The 14,021-nt window shown below is 56.8% G+C and carries 16 protein-coding genes and 1 tRNA gene; 8 read left to right on the top strand and 9 right to left on the bottom strand.

Annotated features, from left to right (window positions below; all coding sequences use genetic code 11):
- The first annotated feature begins 3 nt into the window (after positions 1–3).
- The 3 genes from IEX44_RS07120 (at position 4) to IEX44_RS07130 (ending at position 970) form a co-directional block, all read left to right on the top strand.
- Entirely contained in the window at positions 4–165 is a 162-nt protein-coding gene (locus IEX44_RS07120) for a hypothetical protein (protein WP_188691016.1), read from the top strand.
- The gene (gene speD, locus IEX44_RS07125) at positions 162–518 is read left to right on the top strand and encodes an adenosylmethionine decarboxylase (RefSeq protein WP_188691020.1); all 357 of its coding nucleotides are present in this window, start codon (positions 162–164) and stop codon (positions 516–518) included. The genes IEX44_RS07120 and speD overlap by 4 nt, the downstream gene beginning before the upstream one ends.
- 248 nt (positions 519–766) lie before the next feature.
- Positions 767–970 (top strand): hypothetical protein, encoded by a 204-nt coding sequence (locus IEX44_RS07130; protein ID WP_184101945.1) that lies wholly within the window; start codon positions 767–769, stop codon positions 968–970.
- A gap of 82 nt (positions 971–1,052) precedes the next feature.
- On the opposite strand, the gene IEX44_RS07135 is transcribed toward IEX44_RS07130, so the two are convergent.
- The 9 genes from IEX44_RS07135 to IEX44_RS07175 all read right to left on the bottom strand — a co-directional run bounded on the left by IEX44_RS07135 (position 1,053) and on the right by IEX44_RS07175 (position 9,910).
- Positions 1,053–1,775 carry a class I SAM-dependent methyltransferase gene (locus IEX44_RS07135; RefSeq protein ID WP_188691024.1) on the bottom strand — a complete coding sequence of 241 codons (723 nt, stop codon included), beginning with the start codon at positions 1,773–1,775 and terminating at the stop codon, positions 1,053–1,055.
- Positions 1,772–2,638 carry a phytanoyl-CoA dioxygenase family protein gene (locus IEX44_RS07140; protein WP_188691027.1) on the bottom strand — a complete coding sequence of 289 codons (867 nt, stop codon included), beginning with the start codon at positions 2,636–2,638 and terminating at the stop codon, positions 1,772–1,774. Before IEX44_RS07140 ends, IEX44_RS07135 begins: the two co-directional genes overlap by 4 nt.
- Before the next feature lie 346 nt (positions 2,639–2,984).
- Positions 2,985–3,060, bottom strand: a tRNA-Met gene (locus tag IEX44_RS07145).
- A gap of 74 nt (positions 3,061–3,134) precedes the next feature.
- Positions 3,135–4,169, bottom strand: coding sequence for a peptide ABC transporter ATP-binding protein (locus IEX44_RS07150; RefSeq protein ID WP_188691029.1), 1,035 nt, complete (start codon positions 4,167–4,169; stop codon positions 3,135–3,137).
- On the bottom strand, positions 4,162–5,145 hold the full coding sequence (locus IEX44_RS07155) for an ABC transporter ATP-binding protein (protein ID WP_188691032.1): 984 nt from the start codon (positions 5,143–5,145) through the stop codon (positions 4,162–4,164). Before IEX44_RS07155 ends, IEX44_RS07150 begins: the two co-directional genes overlap by 8 nt.
- Entirely contained in the window at positions 5,145–6,062 is a 918-nt protein-coding gene (locus IEX44_RS07160; RefSeq protein WP_188691036.1) for an ABC transporter permease subunit, read from the bottom strand. The genes IEX44_RS07155 and IEX44_RS07160 overlap by 1 nt, the downstream gene beginning before the upstream one ends.
- 6 nt (positions 6,063–6,068) lie before the next feature.
- Complete coding sequence (locus IEX44_RS07165; protein ID WP_188691039.1) at positions 6,069–7,079, bottom strand: ABC transporter permease subunit; 1,011 nt, start codon at positions 7,077–7,079, stop codon at positions 6,069–6,071.
- A gap of 205 nt (positions 7,080–7,284) precedes the next feature.
- The gene (locus tag IEX44_RS07170) at positions 7,285–8,883 is read right to left on the bottom strand and encodes an ABC transporter substrate-binding protein (protein ID WP_229678812.1); all 1,599 of its coding nucleotides are present in this window, start codon (positions 8,881–8,883) and stop codon (positions 7,285–7,287) included.
- A 259-nt stretch (positions 8,884–9,142) separates the two neighbouring features.
- Positions 9,143–9,910 carry a DUF2189 domain-containing protein gene (locus IEX44_RS07175; protein WP_188691043.1) on the bottom strand — a complete coding sequence of 256 codons (768 nt, stop codon included), beginning with the start codon at positions 9,908–9,910 and terminating at the stop codon, positions 9,143–9,145.
- A gap of 372 nt (positions 9,911–10,282) precedes the next feature.
- Here IEX44_RS07175 and coxB point away from each other — a divergent pair, with 372 nt between their 5' ends.
- The 5 genes from coxB (at position 10,283) to IEX44_RS07195 (ending at position 13,978) form a co-directional block, all read left to right on the top strand.
- Positions 10,283–11,386: a cytochrome c oxidase subunit II gene (gene coxB / locus IEX44_RS07180; protein ID WP_188691047.1), complete on the top strand. Its 1,104-nt coding sequence runs from the start codon at positions 10,283–10,285 to the stop codon at positions 11,384–11,386.
- Positions 11,387–11,413: 27 nt separating this feature from the next.
- The gene (ctaD, locus tag IEX44_RS07185) at positions 11,414–13,075 is read left to right on the top strand and encodes a cytochrome c oxidase subunit I (RefSeq protein WP_188691051.1); all 1,662 of its coding nucleotides are present in this window, start codon (positions 11,414–11,416) and stop codon (positions 13,073–13,075) included.
- 13 nt (positions 13,076–13,088) lie between these two features.
- Positions 13,089–13,205, top strand: a complete 117-nt coding sequence (locus IEX44_RS20945; protein ID WP_229678813.1) for a cytochrome oxidase small assembly protein — start codon at positions 13,089–13,091, stop codon at positions 13,203–13,205.
- 66 nt (positions 13,206–13,271) lie between these two features.
- Positions 13,272–13,805 carry a cytochrome c oxidase assembly protein gene (locus IEX44_RS07190; protein ID WP_188691054.1) on the top strand — a complete coding sequence of 178 codons (534 nt, stop codon included), beginning with the start codon at positions 13,272–13,274 and terminating at the stop codon, positions 13,803–13,805.
- Entirely contained in the window at positions 13,802–13,978 is a 177-nt protein-coding gene (locus IEX44_RS07195) for a DUF2970 domain-containing protein (protein WP_188691059.1), read from the top strand. The genes IEX44_RS07190 and IEX44_RS07195 overlap by 4 nt, the downstream gene beginning before the upstream one ends.
- Positions 13,979–14,021: the final 43 nt, after the last annotated feature.

A 14,021-nucleotide genomic window follows, 5' to 3' on the forward strand; every position in this document is an offset into this window, starting at 1 on the left:
ACAATGCCCAAACACCTTTTCTACTTTCTCTACGCCATCGCCATTGTCGGCGGTGGCACTCTGCTGGACTACAACGTCGGCCGCGCCAGCAGCCGCAGCGGTGGAGGTTATTACGGCGGCTCTCCGGGCGCTGGCGGCTGGGTTTCAGGGGGACACCATAAATGAATGACGCCTATACACCCGGCATGCACGTGCTTGCTGATTTTCATGGGGTTGACCCGGCATTGCTCAGCGATGCCATTCCCCTGCAAACTGCGCTGAAAGACGCAGCCACCGCAGCCGATGCTTTTGTGATTGCCTCGCACTTCCACCACTTTGGCCCGCAGATGGGCGTAACCGGCGTACTGCTGTTGCGTGAGTCCCACATGAGCATTCATACCTGGCCTGAAACCGGTCTGGCGGTGATTGATATCTTCATGTGTGGCCACGCCCAGCCCAAGCGCGCCCTTGCCGCACTGCAACACAGTTTGCGTCCAACGCGCGTGGTCAGTCAGAGCATTCGGCGTGGTGCACCATAAAAGCGCCGCCTGGCGCGGCTGATATACCACTCATCCGCCTGTGGTTTGACTATTGACAAATTTTGCTCTGCAGCAGAGCATATGCCCACGGGTTATCGCCCCTCCCTGCCGTCTCCTTGGTAAACCATGCCAGGACTTTCTCCAGATCCATATGGTTGCCGGGTAGACGCGTCCTGTTTGTTCTGTGTCTTGTTCCCGGCCTGTGTTTATGGCGCTTTGCGGCGCATTGAGGATGCTAATGGTCGGTCATGAACGAGAGTCTGTACGTCTTGCAATACAGTCCTGAAACCAGGAATTTCCACGTCGAAAAACTGCATGTGATGCTGGACAAGAACCAGCAAGCCTTCCAGAGCGGAAAGCCGGTTGATTATGTGCCCTTGGGTATGTACGAACGGCTCGATGAGCTACTGGAAGAAAAAGCCCGCTTGATCAAAGCACGGGCGCGGCGCTGATGGCCTGGTGAGGTTGTCGCGGTGGATAAACAAAAAAGCCGGCATAAGCCGGCTTTTTTGTTTACTGGCAACGAACATGCCCTCAAATATGAAAATAGCCGACTGAAGAATCAAACGGCAAGCGCTTCAATTCGATCTTGTTCAAGTCAAACACTTCACGCAACGCGCTGGTTTCACCGGGGAAATTGCGGTAAGCCACTTCATCGAGCACCACAATGGCCCCTTTAGGCATATAAGGCAGGAAAGTCTCCAGCGCGACCTTGGTCGGAGCGTACAAGTCGGTGTCGAGAATCAGCATTGCTACAACGAGGTCCGGCCGGGTTTTGACAAACTCCGGGACGGTTTTGACGATATCACCCTTCACGAGTTCACACCGTGGAATCCGGTTAACCGGACGGACCAGATCATTGGCATTAATCATGTCCTGAATCAAGGATTCATCTGTATCCGAGAACATGTTCTCATTGATATCAGAAGGATCTTCATTCTTGTCGATACTGGTAAATCCCTCAAAGGTATCAAAACCGATAATTGAGCGATTAATTGCGTAGGGCTCCAGGATCATCGACAAATGCATATACAGCATCAGCGAATTACCTTTATACACACCACATTCCACAATTGCGCCCGGGACATCAAGCACCTTCTTGAATAACTCCATCCGCGACAATGCAGCGGTGACGGCAATCCGGTTGGAGAACACAAAAGGCGCATCTGCCACGTATGAGGAGTCGACGCGCTTCAAGACATTTGTACGTGTTTCATTGTACTCAATCTCTGCCGGTGTGAGACGACGCTTGGTCATTGCTGGACTCCAAGAAAACCAGAAAAGTCGTGAACGTGAAAATAATCTTTATAGCCAGCGGTTACGTCTGCGCAATGGCCATCCACATTGGTTGCACCGCGTTTGTTCTTCAAATCATCAAGATGTATCAGCCGGAAATCAATGCTGAAGCGGGTTTGATCCGAGTAATTGGGGACAGTACCGTGCAGATGCGACCCAGAGAAGATAATCATCTCCCCGGTGTTGCCAGCCATTCGGATTTCCGATGAGGTATCGATTTCTTCAAGCGGCACCGGGTGCACCCGTACTTCTTCCCTGATGTTCTCTCTGGCCTTGTCACGCTGGACGCTCATCCAGTTAGACAGGCTCCAGTCCCTGGACGTGTTTTGCACAGGCTTGTCGAAATACCCCGGATTAATCATCATGGTCTGGCCAGGTTCAATGGTATAAACCGGCATCCAGGTATTAATCTGACAATCGACCCCGCCATACCAGGTATCACGATGAGGCCGATAAGCGTAACTCACGCCCGCGTGAAGATAGTCGTAATGCGGCACAACCCGGATTCGCGGTACATCAAAAATATATTCGCGGGGATCTGCACCAATTTCTTCGGTAAAGCTACGAATCAGCTCTTTGGAACGCAGGCTATTGGTGAATTGGCGTTTCAGTTTTTCTACTTTGGCAACAAAGACTTCCACCGGCATCATGCTGTGCAATGCCTGATGATTTTTCTCACCATCAAATGCTGCGGTAATACTTTCTTGCGCGAAGGTGCACAAGTCCCTAGCGGTTTGCAGCTGAGTGTTGAGAAAAATATCGCCAGAATAAATAGCGCGTCTGAAGTCAGCTTTGGTTTGCAGCTGATTAATATACAAGTTCACGTCCGCTCCCGAATATATCCAGGTAAACACACGAAAGAGCCAACCAGTTGGCAGGACTGCCAACCATGATCTCACAGTCTTGAAATGAACGTAAATGCTGATGTCCTGGCGATACAACCGGCCAGATTTCGCGTCCAGACTTCATTGAGAATGCCATCAAGATCAGGCAAGCAGATCGGGTCATATCGGTGACGCTTTAGTCATGGCCGGTCCAGCTCATGGACTGGTTGGGTCATGGTGTCGCACGTGAGTTTTGATCAGACGGACGGGAGGCGCCGGGGTCACGGCTGCATTACCCCGGGCAAAAACGAAAAGGGCCTAGCCGAAGCTAGACCCTTTGAAATACTGGTTGCGGGAACAGGACTCGAACCTGTGACCTTCGGGTTATGAGCCCGACGAGCTGCCAACTGCTCCATCCCGCGACAGAGAAGAAGAGTATGCCATGCACTGCAGGTCCTGTCAAACCCTTTTGCCATTTTCTTGAAACAATCTGCGTTTATGCGTTGGGCACGGCGGTTCCGGCCGCCACTTCCTCCACCCGGTGGCAAGCAATCATGCGTCCGGCAAAGGGCCGCAATGCGGGTACTTCGGCCTTGCACTGCGCCTGAGCATAGGGGCAGCGGGTATGAAAACTGCACCCGGAAGGTGGATTCATGGGCGAAGGCAACTCGCCCTGCAATTTAACCCGCGCCTTGCGGTCTGCAGCCCGAATCACCGGCGTGGCTTGCATCAACGCGCGGGTATATGGGTGTAGCGGGTTGTTCATGATGGCATCGTTGGGGCCGTATTCCACGGTCGAGCCAAAGTACATCACCATCACATCGTCGGCCATGTGCTCCACCACCGAGAGGTTGTGGCTGACGAACACATACGCGGTGCCGAACTCGGCTTGCAGATCCATGAACAGATTGAGAATCTGCGCCTGGATCGAAACATCCAGCGCTGAGGTCGGTTCATCGGCGACCAGAATCTGCGGGTTCAACATCATGGCACGGGCGACGGCGATGCGCTGACGCTGGCCGCCAGAGAACATGTGCGGGTAACGGTGGTAGTGCTCGGGCCGCAGGCCGACGCGTTGCATCATGTCCCGCACTTTGGCTTCACGCTCGGCCGGGCTCAGATGCGTATTCAGCAGCAACGGTTCAGCCAGTTGGGTACCGACTTTCTTGCGTGGGTTGAGCGAGGCATACGGGTTCTGGAACACCATCTGCACGCGCGGGCGCAGTTCACGCAGCGCAGCCTTGCTGGCAGTGGCGACTTCGATACCGGCAATGTTGAGCGAGCCAGATGTCGGTGTTTCAACCATAGTGAGTTGGCGAGCCAATGTGGATTTGCCACAGCCAGACTCACCCACCACAGCCAGGGTGCGGTGCGGCGCGAGTTCGAAACTCACGCTATTCAGGGCCTTCACGGTGGCCTGGCCACGCAAGAAACCGCGCGAGACATGATAGTGGCGAGACAACTCACGGGCGATCAACACAGGTGCAGTCGTTTCTGCCGTCTGGTGAGGGTTAGCATTCTGATTAACCATAAACGGGTTTTCCTGCGTCATCGAGCGCAAAGAAACAACGGGCCAGCGCGTTGTGCGCCGGTGCAAGAGGCGGATGTTCCGCGCGGCAGCGGTCCTGCACGTAGGGGCAACGGGGCGATAACAGGCAACCCGTCGGGCGATCAAACTGGCCGGGCACCACGCCAGGCAAGGTATTGAGCCGCGCCGCGCCTTTGCTGTGTTCGGGAATGGACGACAAAAGCGCCTGGGTGTACGGGTGACGTGGCGTGTCAAAGATGGTCGGGATCGGGCTTTGCTCGACGACTTCACCGGCGTACATCACGACCACACGCTGCGCGACCTCAGAAACCACGGCCAGATCGTGCGTGATCAGAATGAGGCCCATGCCCTGGCTTTTTTGCAGGCTGACCAGCAATTCCATGATTTGCGCCTGGACGGTGACATCCAGCGCGGTCGTCGGTTCGTCGGCAATCAAAAAACGCGGGTTACAGGCGATGGCCATGGCGATCATGACCCGCTGACTCATCCCGCCAGACAGTTGGTGCGGGTAGGCGGAGAGCCGGGATTTCGCATCCGGAATCTCGACCAGTTCCAGCAGTTCAAGCGCCCGTTTTTTCAGCGCATCGCCGCGCAGGCCAGTATGTTGCCGGAGTGTTTCTGCAAGCTGAAAACCAACGGTATAGGCAGGGTTCAGGCTGGTCAGCGCGTCCTGGAAGATCATGCTGATGTCACGGCCCACAATCTTGCGCTTGTCGCGCGCTTTCATGCCCAGCAGATCTTTGCCATCAAAGGTCAGCGCATCAGCCGTGACGCGCCCCGGGGCGTCGATCAGGCCCATCAGTGCCAGCATGGTCACGCTTTTGCCCGAGCCAGATTCCCCCACGATGCCGACGATCTCGCCGGCATCTACGCTCAGACTCACATCGGAGACCGCCCGGAATGGATGCGCGCTGCTGCCAAACTCGACGGAGAGGTTCTTGATATCCAAAAGGGCCATTACGCGAGCCTCTTCAGTTTCGGGTCCAGCGCGTCGCGCAGGCCATCGCCCATCAGATTGAGCGCCAGCACAGTGATCAGGATAGTGACCCCCGGCATGGTCACCACCCACCAGGCACGCTCGATATAGTCACGCGCGGCAGCCAGCATGGTGCCCCACTCCGGCAGCGGCGGTTGTACGCCCAAACCCAGAAAGCCCAGTGCGGCGGTATCCAGAATGGCCGAGGAAAAACCCAGCGTGGCCTGCACAATCAGCGGTGCCATGCAGTTTGGTAGCACCGTGTTGAACATCAACCGAACCTTGCCTGCGCCGGAGAGTTTGGCTGCGATCACGTAGTCTTTGGAAAGCTCTGCCATGGCTGACGCACGGGTCAGGCGCACGTAGGAGGGCAACGTGACGATCGACAGCGCCAGCATGGTATTCACAAGGCCGGGGCCCAGCACGGCCACGATGGCAATCGCCAGCAGCAGGGAAGGCAGCGCCAGCATGATATCCATTAGCCGCATGATGGCGGTGCCCAGCCAGCCGGGATAAAACGCCGCCAGCAAGCCCAGCGCAATGCCGGGGATCAGCGAGACAATCACCGATACCAGACCAATCATCAACGAGAGGCGTGCGCCATGCATCAGGCGGCTGAGGATGTCACGGCCCAGTTCATCGGTACCCAGCAAGAAACGGGCGTGCCCCTCATGCATCCAGGACGGCGGCGTCAGCATGAAGTCGCGGAATTGTTCGGATGGGCTGTGTGGCGCGATCAGCGGCGCCAGCAGTGCAGCCAACACCAGAATCACCAGATACGCCAGCGCAATCAGCGCACCCTTGTTGGCGCGGTAAGCCAGCCAGAACTCGTGCAGTGGTGTCGGATGCGATAACACCTCGGTCGAGACTGGCGCAGTAGTTTGTACGGTTTGTGCCATGCCGGCTTACCTCGCGTGGCGGATACGCGGGTTGATGATGCCGTAGAGCACATCAACCAGCAGATTAACGAAAATGATCAGCGTCGCGATCAACAGAATGCCGCCCTGCACGACCGGGTAATCTCGCGCGCCAATGGCGTTGATCAGCCAGGAACCCACTCCGGGCCAGGAGAAGATGGTTTCGGTGAGCACTGCCCCAGCCAGCAACGTGCCCACTTGCAGACCAATCACCGTCACCACGGGCATCAAGGCATTGCGCAGACCGTGAACCAGCACGATGCGGGTGGTCGACAAGCCCTTGGCGCGCGCCGTGCGGATGTAATCTTCGCGCAGCACTTCCAGCATGGATGAACGCGTCATCCGGGCGATCACGGCCATGGGGATCGTACCCAGCACAATGGACGGCAAAATCAGGTGTTCCAGCGCAGACTTGAACGCATCCATGTCATGCGCCAGCAACGTATCCACCAGCATGAGACCTGTGACCGGCGTGACGTCATACAAGAGATCAATGCGGCCAGAAACCGGCGTGAGGCCCAACTGCACCGAGAACACCATGATGAGGATCAGCCCCCACCAGAAAATCGGCATGGAGTAACCGGCCAGCGCCACCCCCATGACACCGTGATCGGCCACCGAGCCACGCTTAACGGCAGCAATGATGCCAGCACCCAGGCCCACGATCGTGGCAAAAATCATGGCGCAGATCGAGAGTTCGACAGTCGCCGGGAACAGGGTCAGAAACTCTTGCATGACCGGCACTTGCGAACGGACCGACACGCCCAGATCACCGTGCAATGCGTGCGTGAGGTAGTGCCAGTACTGCAGGTAAAGCGGCTGGTCCAGCCCCAGTTTCTGCATGGAGAGCTTGTAGAATTCGGGGTCGATATGGCGCTCGCCCATCATCACCAGGATCGGGTCGCCCGGGATCAGATGAATCAGCGAAAACGCCAGCAGCGTGATGCCCAGAAAAGTCGGAATCACCACGCCGATGCGACGCAGCAAAAAACGGATCATGTATGCGTACTCGCGTCAGGGTAAAGAACACGCCGGCAATGGCGCGCTGGGCCGGATCTTGCGGCAGGTGCATCGTGCCAGAAGTGGCTGGCGGTGATGTAACACCGGCCTATTCCCGGTTATAGCTGGTGCTTTTTCGTTACACCCAGGGACAACAAAGCCGGCCCGCAGTGCGGCCGGCTTGTTGTGATGTTCTCACACGGGTTTATTTCAGGCCGACGCCGTAGAACGAATTCAGACCAAACGGGCTGATCTTGAAGCCATCGACTTCTTTGCGCATCGGCTGATAGACGGTGGAGTGCGCCACCGGCGTGAACGGCACCTCACGCTTGAAGATCACCTGAGCTTGTTCATACAGCTTGGTACGTTCGGCCTGGTTGGGCAGGCTGCGCGCCTTCACGATCAGATCGTTGAAGTCTTTCTGGCACCACTTGGCGTAGTTGTTACCGTCTACAGCTTCGCAGCCCAGTAGTGTACCCAGCCAGTTGTCCGGATCCCCATTGTCGCCATTCCAGCCAATCAGCATGGCGTCGTCCTCACCGGCGCGGGCGCGCTTGAGGTACTCGCCCCACTCATAGGTGACGATCTTGGCCTTCACGCCGATCTTGGCCCAGTCGTTCTGGATCATTTCGGCCATCAGTTTGGCATTGGGGTTGTACGGGCGCTGTACCGGCATGGCCCACAGCGTGATTTCAAAGCCATTGGGCAGACCGGCCTTGGCCAGCAGCGCCTTGGCTTTGGCAACGTCCAGCGGTGCGTCTTTCAGCGTCTTGTTGTAAGACCATTGCGTCGGCGGCATCGGGTTGGTGGCCAGTTGACCAGCGCCCTGGTAAACGGCGTCGATAATCGCTTTCTTGTTGATCGCCATATCCAGCGCCTGGCGTACTTCTACCTTGTCCAGCGGCTTGTGGGTCACGTTGTAGCTGACATAACCCAGGTTGAAACCCGCCTGGCTCGGCACCTTGAGCGCCGGGTTGGATTGCATGGCTTTCAGGTCAGCCGGGCGCGGGTAGGACATGATCTGGCACTCGCCCTTTTGCAGCTTCTGGTAGCGCACAGAGGGGTCCGTCGTGATCGCAAAGATCAGTTTATCCAGCTTCACTTCGCCCTTGCGCCAGTAGTCCGGGTTGCCGTTGTAACGGATGACGCTGTCTTTCTGGTAAGCCTGGAAAATGAACGGGCCGGTGCCGATCGGTTGCGTGTTGATCTGTTCAGCCTTGCCGGCTTTCAGCAATTGGTCGGCATATTCAGCCGACATCACCGACGCAAACGACATGGCAATGTTCTGCAGGAATGCCGCATCAACCTTGTTCAGGGTGACCTTGACGGTATACGGATCAACCTTTTCTACCTTGGCGATATTGCTGTCCATGCCCATGTCAGAAGCATAGGGATAGGTCGCGTTGCTGGCCTTGTTGAACGGCAGGTTCTTGTCGGTGAGACGCGCAAAGGTAAACACCACGTCGTCAGCATTGAAGTCGCGCGTGGGTTTGAAATACGGCGTGGTATGAAACTTCACGCCCTTGTGCAAAGAGAAGGTATAAGTGCGGCCATCCGCGCTGACCTCCCACTTGTCTGCCAGCCCCGGGCGGATCTGGGTAGAACCGGGAACAAACTCAACCAGGCGGTTGTAGACCGTTTCAGCAGAGGCATCAAAATCGGTGCCGGCGGTATAACGTGCCGGATCGAAACCGGCCGGACTGCCTTCAGAACAATAAATCAGGGTTTTTCCCGCAGCCAGGCTGGCGCCAGTGGCCAGTGCGAGAACTGATGCAAGTGCAAGTCCTGCCTTCATCTGCTTCATGGTTGCTCCGTTTCCTTTTATAAAAAGAAAGCCTCGCCCAGGCGAGATCATTGCTGCGAATGCTAAGGGCGCTGCTTGTTCAGACCATTCGGAATAACCCGTACATGATGGCCATGGATTGATGCCGGACAAAACCAATTCAAAATAGCCGATAAAAAGCAAAAACCGTGACAGCTGCGCAAGCATGTCACGGTTTGGTTGTGATGCCCCTGAGGCGAGCAGCCCGAGGGCCGTCGCCAGCAGCATTTATTGCACCAGATCAGTGCACCAGATCGCGGTAAGCACACCAGGTGGCGTGCCCCAAAAGCGGGAAAATGATGACGAGACCGACAAGATAAGTTGCAAAGCCCACGGCGGTGAGCACCACGATGATGGTCGCCCAGACCAGCATGGCAGGAATGTTCTCTGCCACCACACGCACACTGGTCACGAGTGCCGTGATGGTGTCCACATCCCGATGCGCCAGCATGGGAATCGACACCGCCGAGATTGCGAACACTACACAGGCGAGCACCAGCCCAGCCAGCGACCAGGCAATGGTAAAGCCAATATATTCAGAGGTCAGCGCGTGGGTGAAGAACTGCATGCCCACTGCTTCGCCGCCATAGAACAGCGCAAACAGGATGGCCGAGATACGCTCCCAGCTCATGGCGATGAAACCAAGGATGACGCCCATGAAGGCGATTTGTCCCAGGTTATGCACCACATCACGCAATGACTGCATGAACGAGGTCTCCCTCCCTTCTTCGCGCTCATGGGTCAATTCGTAGATACCGGACGCCCCAAGCGGCGCCAGCAACAGGAATCCAGTGATGGCCGTCGATGAGAGATACGTGTAGCTGGAGGCAATCTTCAGCACCGCAAAACCCAACAAAGCAGTAATGACGCCATAGCAAAGACTGGGCAACGGGTGCCGTGTGAAGTCGGCCCAACCCATTTTCAGCCAGTAAAACGGCCGCAGCGCACTCACCTTGCCGGTTTCTGGCATGGAGAAGTGGTCATCGAGGCCGTGCAGGTGCAAGTCCATGATTTTATGTCTCCTCTTTGCGGGCAGTTCATCCCACCCTTATTGCAATCAATACGTCAACCCCGCACAAAAAGAGACACCGGCCTGATGAGCGGTGCAGCAAAAAGGTGCGTTTTGCATCAATGGTTTGCGTCACATTAAAAGTTTGCTACCTTTTGTAAACAAAACCCGGGAAAGCTGGCTGAAAACAAAGCCAGTACCTACAAGAGCCTGTCCGCAGTGAAAAGCAAGCACGAAACTGGTAGTAGTGCTCGTTTTACAGTCTGGTAACAGCGCAATTTGGGCTGTTGCTGTACTGAGACACTCGCCATCTCCAAGTGCTTTGCCATTCATCTGTCTATCAGGTGAGTAACACGCCACTGGAGGTTATCGATGCTGCTCAGGCGACTTTGCGCCGCGCTGTCCTGTATGCCAGCGTTTGCTTTTGCCGATAGTTTGTATACGTTCCAGACCCCGCAATCTTCCATCGCCAACCGAATCAACGATCTGCATACGTGGATCATGCTGATCATCGTGGTGATCTTTGTGGTGGTGTTCGGCTTGATGTTCTACTCGATCTTCAAGCACAGAAAATCCCAGGGTCACGTCTCCCGGAATTTCCACGAAAACACGGTCGTGGAAGTCGCCTGGACCATCATTCCCGCGCTCATCCTGGCCGTCATGGCCTGGCCTGCGGCACGGCTCGTCCTCGATCAAAAAGACACGCGTGAGCCGGACGTCACCATCAAGGCCACCGGTTACCAGTGGCAATGGGGCTACGAATATCTGGATTATGGCTTTGGTTACCGCAGCCATCTGGCGACGCCGCGTGCCCAGATCGAGAACTACAAGGGCGATGTCGCCAAGAACGCCGAGTATTTGCTGGAAGTCGATGAGCCCGTGGTGGTGCCCATGGGCAAGCGCGTGCGGGTCATGACGACAGCCAACGACGTCATTCACAGTTGGTACATCCCCGCCCTTGGCGTCAAGCAAGACGCCATTCCTGGTTTTATCCGGGACACCTGGTTTACCGCTGATCATATCGGAACCTATCGCGGCCAGTGCACGGAGCTGTGCGGGCGCGATCATGGGTATATGCCCATTGTGGTGAAGGTCGTGTCCGATGCCGACTTCAAGACCTGGGTGGCCGAGCAGCAGAAGAAGGCCAAGGCCGCGCAGGACGACCCGAACAAAAAGTGGACCAAAGACGAATTGATCGCCCGCGGCAAGACGGTGTTTGAAGCCAACTGCGCGGCATGCCACAAGAGCGACGGCAAGGGCGGTGGACCATTCCCGGCACTGGCAGGCAGCAAGATCGCCACCGGTCCCAAGGATGGCCACATCCACATCGTGCTGACTGGCAAGAATGCGATGCCTTCGTGGGCGGGCTTGTCCGACACCGAGATCGCCGCTGTCATCAGCTACGAACGCAACAGCTTTGGCAATCATGACGGCGACTTTGTCCTGCCGGCTGAAGTCAAAGCGGCCCGCAAGTAAACGGCATATCAGGGACATATAGACACCATGACCACTGCCACAGAAACACTGCATCCGCATGACGCGGCTCATGACGAACACGCCAGCCACGGCGGCGGCCACCACGGCGCCACGCACTCGGGCTGGCGGCGCTGGGTGTATGCCACCAATCACAAAGACATCGGCACGATGTATCTGTGGTTCGCGTTCTCCATGTTCTTGCTGGGGGGTACGTTTGCACTGTGCATTCGCGCCGAATTGTTTCAGCCGGGCCTGCAATTCTGGCAACCGGAGTTCTTCAACCAGCTGACCACACTGCACGGCGTGATCATGGTGTTCGGCGCGATCATGCCGGCGTTTACCGGGCTGATGAACTGGCAACTACCGCTCATGATCGGTGCGCCGGATATGGCCTTTGCGCGCATGAACAACTGGAGCTTCTGGCTGCTGCCGCCCGCCGCGCTGTTACTGATCATCAGCCTGTTCATGCCAGGTGGTGGCCCTGGGGCGGGCTGGACGTTCTACCCGCCGCTGTCTGTGCAGCTTGGACCGGGCATGGACTTCGGGATTTTCGCCATCCACTTGATGGGTCTGTCTTCCATCATGGGTTCAATCAACATCGTGACGACCATCCTGAACATGCGCGCGCCCGGCATGACGCTCTTGAAAATGCCGCTGTTTGCCTGGACTAGCCTGGTGACCGCTTACCTGTTGATTGCCGTCGCCCCGGTGCTGGCTGGTGCCGTGACCATGTTGCTGACCGATCGCCACTTCGGCACGCACTTCTTCAACGCCGCAGGTGGCGGCGACCCGATCCTGTTCCAGCACGTGTTCTGGTTCTTCGGCCACCCCGAGGTCTACATCATGGCGCTGCCGGCGTTTGGCGTGGTCAGCCAGATTCTGCCGACCTTCAGCCGCAAACCGCTGTTTGGTTACGTGTCGATGGTCTACGCCGTGTGTGCGATTGCCATTCTGAGCTTCATGGTGTGGGGTCACCACATGTTTGCGGTGGGCTTCCCGGCCACGGCGCAGTTGTTCTACATGTTCATGACCATGCTGATTGCCGTGCCGACGGGCGTGAAAGTGTTCAACTGGATCGCCACGATGTGGCAAGGCTCGATGACGTTTGAGACCCCGATGCTGTTTGCGATCGGCTTTTTGTGTCTGTTCACCATCGGTGGTTTCTCTGGCCTCGTCCTGTCGCTCGCCCCGGTTGATATCGCCCTGCATGGGACGTATTACGTGGTCGCGCACTTTCACTACGTGCTGGTAGCGGGTGCCCTGTTCAGTCTGTTTGGTGCGGCGTATTACTGGCTGCCCAAGTGGACTGGCTACATGTACAACGAGCGCATGGGCAAGATCCATTTCTGGTGGTCGATGATCTCTTTCAACATCACCTTCTTTCCGATGCATTTCCTGGGTCTGGCCGGTATGCCCCGGCGTATTCCGGATTACGCGCTGCAGTTCACGACCTTTAACGAAATCGCTTCGGTCGGTGCTTTCCTGTTTGGCTTTGCGCAGATTTTCTTCCTCTACAACGTGATCCACACCATCCGTGGTGGCGTCGGCCCGGCGCCCGCCAAACCATGGGATGGCGCGCATACGCTGGAATGGGAAGTCGACTCACCCGCCCCGCACCACACCTGGGAAACGCCACCGGATGAAGCACTGGTACGTCGTGGTCTGGTTGCACAAGGGCTGGAGCACTGAAATGGAAAACATCATGCCTGGTGATCAACGCGACCGTCGCCGCAATCTGCGTACCGCCTTGATACTGGCCGCAGTCGCCCTCGTGTTCTTTGTGGGCATCATGGCGCGGCACTGGCTGTTCGGGAGTTGAGATAACGGCAGGGTAGATTGCTACGCGAATCCACCTTGCGAACTGGGCGGTGGAAAAGGAAGCTTTGTGAACAGCAGTGTCATCCATCATCAAAACCGCAACACGGCCCGCAAGCTTTTGCTGGCCGTGCTGGTGATGTTTGGCTTTTGCTTTGCCATGGTGCCCATGTACGGCGTGTTTTGCCGCGCAGTGGGTATCCAGCAGGATCGTGTCGTGAATGAAAGCGACGTGGTGCCGGCCTGGTCGCAAAGGCTGGATCTGGATGCCAACACCGCGCCAGGCGTAGCGGGCACGCTGACGGCGCTTGATCACACCGTGAGCGGCAAGGCAGGGCAACTGGTGAAAGCGAGGTTCCGCCTTGCCAACCCGACCGATCACGCGCTGCAACTGCGGGCGATCCCCAGTTATGCGCCCGGCAACGCCGTACGGTTTGTCGAGAAATTGCAGTGCTTTTGTTTTAACGAGATCACCCTGGCCCCGCATGAAACACGCGATGCCACCGTGGTGATCGTACTCAAGAAAGAACTGCCGCAAGACCTGGGCCCGATCACGCTTTCGTACACGCTGTTCAACGCAACAGACTCGAAGGGTGGCACATGATCGACGCCATCAAAACCGTGCTGGCGGCGTTTTTTGGGGTACGCGGACGCAAGGGGGCAGAGGCCTCGCAAAAGATTAAACCCCAGCAAATTGTCATCACGGCCGTTGTGCTGGCGCTGATTCTGGCGCTCCTGGTATTTGGTCTAGTGCGTTTGCTGGTGGCGGAACACTAAATGCTGGTGCGGTAACGAGGAAATACCAAAGGAATATCTCAAG

Source organism: Silvimonas amylolytica (assembly GCF_014645555.1).
GTDB classification, from domain to species: Bacteria; Pseudomonadota; Gammaproteobacteria; order Burkholderiales; family Chitinibacteraceae; genus Silvimonas; species Silvimonas amylolytica.

What these genes read in the sequence shown, in the direction of transcription:
- IEX44_RS07120 (WP_188691016.1), top strand. Translation starts at nt 4, where the DNA reads ATGCCCAAACACCTTTTCTACTTTCTCTACGCCATCGCCATTGTCGGC.
- speD (WP_188691020.1), top strand. Translation starts at nt 162, where the DNA reads ATGAATGACGCCTATACACCCGGCATGCACGTGCTTGCTGATTTTCAT.
- IEX44_RS07130 (WP_184101945.1), top strand. Translation starts at nt 767, where the DNA reads ATGAACGAGAGTCTGTACGTCTTGCAATACAGTCCTGAAACCAGGAAT.
- IEX44_RS07135 (WP_188691024.1), bottom strand. Translation starts at nt 1,775, where the DNA reads ATGACCAAGCGTCGTCTCACACCGGCAGAGATTGAGTACAATGAAACA.
- IEX44_RS07150 (WP_188691029.1), bottom strand. Translation starts at nt 4,169, where the DNA reads ATGGTTAATCAGAATGCTAACCCTCACCAGACGGCAGAAACGACTGCA.
- IEX44_RS07155 (WP_188691032.1), bottom strand. Translation starts at nt 5,145, where the DNA reads ATGGCCCTTTTGGATATCAAGAACCTCTCCGTCGAGTTTGGCAGCAGC.
- IEX44_RS07160 (WP_188691036.1), bottom strand. Translation starts at nt 6,062, where the DNA reads ATGGCACAAACCGTACAAACTACTGCGCCAGTCTCGACCGAGGTGTTA.
- IEX44_RS07165 (WP_188691039.1), bottom strand. Translation starts at nt 7,079, where the DNA reads ATGATCCGTTTTTTGCTGCGTCGCATCGGCGTGGTGATTCCGACTTTT.
- IEX44_RS07170 (WP_229678812.1), bottom strand. Translation starts at nt 8,883, where the DNA reads ATGAAGCAGATGAAGGCAGGACTTGCACTTGCATCAGTTCTCGCACTG.
- IEX44_RS07175 (WP_188691043.1), bottom strand. Translation starts at nt 9,910, where the DNA reads ATGGACTTGCACCTGCACGGCCTCGATGACCACTTCTCCATGCCAGAA.
- coxB (WP_188691047.1), top strand. Translation starts at nt 10,283, where the DNA reads ATGCTGCTCAGGCGACTTTGCGCCGCGCTGTCCTGTATGCCAGCGTTT.
- ctaD (WP_188691051.1), top strand. Translation starts at nt 11,414, where the DNA reads ATGACCACTGCCACAGAAACACTGCATCCGCATGACGCGGCTCATGAC.
- IEX44_RS20945 (WP_229678813.1), top strand. Translation starts at nt 13,089, where the DNA reads ATGCCTGGTGATCAACGCGACCGTCGCCGCAATCTGCGTACCGCCTTG.
- IEX44_RS07195 (WP_188691059.1), top strand. Translation starts at nt 13,802, where the DNA reads ATGATCGACGCCATCAAAACCGTGCTGGCGGCGTTTTTTGGGGTACGC.